3 protein-coding genes are annotated in these 2,596 nt (G+C 65.9%); all 3 read left to right on the top strand.

Translation table 11 applies throughout. The annotated features are described in order from the left end of the window. The coding region (gene miaE, locus ACIP0B_RS22210) for a tRNA isopentenyl-2-thiomethyl-A-37 hydroxylase MiaE (protein WP_400836047.1) at nt 1–441 on the top strand (441 nt) is incomplete at its 5' end. A gap of 144 nt (nt 442–585) precedes the next feature. After that, on the top strand, nt 586–1,293 hold the full coding sequence (locus tag ACIP0B_RS22205) for a response regulator (RefSeq protein WP_400836045.1): 708 nt from the start codon (nt 586–588) through the stop codon (nt 1,291–1,293). After that, nucleotides 1,294–2,580: an ATP-binding protein gene (locus ACIP0B_RS22200; protein ID WP_400836043.1), complete on the top strand. Its 1,287-nt coding sequence runs from the start codon at nt 1,294–1,296 to the stop codon at nt 2,578–2,580. The last annotated feature ends 16 nt before the right edge of the window (nt 2,581–2,596 follow it).

Below are 2,596 nucleotides of genomic sequence, written 5' to 3'. Positions count from 1 at the left end.
GGATTACTTCATCGATTACCGGGTGACCGCACGCCAGGAAAGCGAATTCATCGAGTGATGCGCATCATGAAGCGGCGCAAGGTCGAACTGCGCCAACTGCATGCCGGCCGCTACGCTTCCGGCCTGCGCAAGGTGGTGCGCAGCCATGAGCCGGTGAAGCTGGTCGACACCCTGGTGGTCGGCGCCTTCATCGAGGCGCGCAGCTGCGAGCGGTTCGAGGCGCTGGTGCCGCACCTGGACGAAGAGCTGGGCAAGTTCTATTTCGGCCTGCTCAAGAGCGAGGCGCGGCACTTTCAGGGTTACCTGAAACTGGCCTACCAGTACGGCGACGCCAAGGACATCGCCCAGGTGATCGAGAAGGTGCGGGCCGTCGAGCAAGACCTGATCGAGTCGCCGGACGTGGAGTTCCGCTTCCACAGCGGCGTGCCGAGCGCCGCATGACGCCACTTGTTAAAAACTCTTAAGACGATGAAACATCACCGGAAACCGGCCCCTGCGGCCGGTTTTTGCTGCTTTCGATAGCCGCCCGGCCGCCGATTGCCGCCATAATGTCGCCCACTTCACAGAGGACGGCAGACGGTCGTTATGGATAACCTGGGTTTCGGCAGAGTCCTGCTGGTGGAAGACGATCAGCGCCTGGCCACGCTGATCGCGCATTTTCTGCAGCAGCACGGCTACGAGGTGCGCACGGTGCACCGCGGCGACCTGGCGGTGGCCGCGTTCGTCGAATTCAAGCCCAAGGTGGTGGTGCTCGACCTGATGCTGCCGGGGCAGAGCGGCCTGCACGTGTGCCGTGAGATCCGCAGCGTGTCGGACACGCCGATCGTCATCCTCACCGCCAAGGAAGACGACCTCGACCATATCCTGGGCCTGGAGTCCGGCGCCGACGACTACGTGATCAAGCCGATCAAGCCGCCGGTGCTGCTGGCCCGCCTGCGGGCGCTGCAACGCCGGCAGGTGCCCGACACCGACGTGTGCAACGCGCTGACGTTCGGCCATCTGGCCATCGACCGCAGCCGCCGCGAGGTGCGCCTGGGGGGCGAGCCGGTCGAGCTCACCACCATGGAATTCGAACTGTTGTGGCTGCTGGCCAGCGCCGCGGGCAAGACCCTGTCCCGCGACGAGATCCTCAACCGCATGCGCGGCATCGCGTTCGACGGGCTCAACCGCAGCGTCGACGTCTACATCAGCAAGCTGCGCGGCAAGCTCAACGACAACCCCCGCGAGCCGGTGTGCATCAAGACCGTGTGGGGCAAGGGCTATCTGTTCAATCCGTTCGCGTGGGAGCTGTAGATGCTGCGGCTATTCCTCCGGCTGTTCCTGGTGATGACCGTCGGGCTGGTGCTGGCGCTGCAGACGGTCGAGCACACCTTCGATGCGCTGCTCGACTATCAGATGCAGGACTACAACCGCGAAGCCGTCCGCGGCCAGGCCTGGACGCTGGGCGAACAGTTGCGCGGCCTGGACGGTCCGGGGCGTGAGGCGCTGCTGCAGACCATCCGTCCGCACTACGGCCTGGGCCTGACGCTGGTCGAGGCCGGCGAACTGGACCTGACCGACAAGGAAAAGGCCGAGCTCGCCCAGGGCCTGCTGGTGATCCGCGACAAGTACATGCGCTACCTCGCGTCCATCGACGGCGGCCCGCAGCTGCTCAGCATCCAGTTGCCCGGCGAACCGAGCCTGATGCCGTTCTACATCGCCGGCGCCTACCTGATGGTGGCGGTGATGATCGGCATTGTCCTGTTCTTCTGGGTGCGCCCGCACTGGCGCGACCTGGAGAAACTGCGCCTGGCGGCGGTGCGTTTCGGCGACAACGACCTGTCGGCGCGCATCCAGCTGTCGAAGCGCTCGAACATCCGCGACCTGGCCGGGCATTTCAACCTGATGGCCGCCCGGATCGAAACCTTGATCGCCAACCAGCGCGACCTGACCAATGCCGTGTCCCATGAGTTGCGCACGCCGATTGCGCGCCTGTCGTTCGAGCTCGACCAGCTCAAGCAGCAGCCGGAAGCGGGGCACAACCGCGAACTGATCGCCGACATGTACGCCGACCTCGGCGAACTGGAGGAAATGGTCTCCGAACTGCTCACCTACGCGAGCCTTGAGCGCGGCGCGACGGTGATCAACCGGGAGAACATTCAGGCCATCAACTGGCTGGAGAGCGTGGTGGGCAGCGTGGCGCTGGAGGCCGAGGCCGCCGGGGTGCAGCTGGTGATCCGCGAATGCGGGGTCGATGAGGTGCGGATCGAGCCGCGGTTCATGGCGCGGGCGGTGATCAACCTGTTGCGCAACGCCATCCGGTACGCCGAGTGGCGGGTCGAGGTGTCGCTGCTGCGCATCGGCGATCAATACGAGGTTCAGGTCAACGACGACGGGCCGGGCGTGCCGCTGGCGGGCCGGGAAAAGATCTTCGAACCGTTCTCGCGCCTGGACGCCAGCCGCGACCGCCGCACCGGCGGCTTCGGCCTCGGGCTGGCGCTGGTGCGGCGGGTGTCGCAGTCCCACGGCGGTCAGGTGGAGGTCGGCGATTCGGCGTGGGGCGGAGCGTCGTTCCGCATGACCTGGGCGCACCAAGACTGACCGGCGCCACCGTTCC

Source organism: Pseudomonas sp. NPDC089534, assembly GCF_044749305.1.
Classification (GTDB): Bacteria; Pseudomonadota; Gammaproteobacteria; order Pseudomonadales; family Pseudomonadaceae; genus Aquipseudomonas; species Aquipseudomonas ekonensis.
This window is presented reverse-complemented; position numbering and strand designations above follow the sequence as displayed.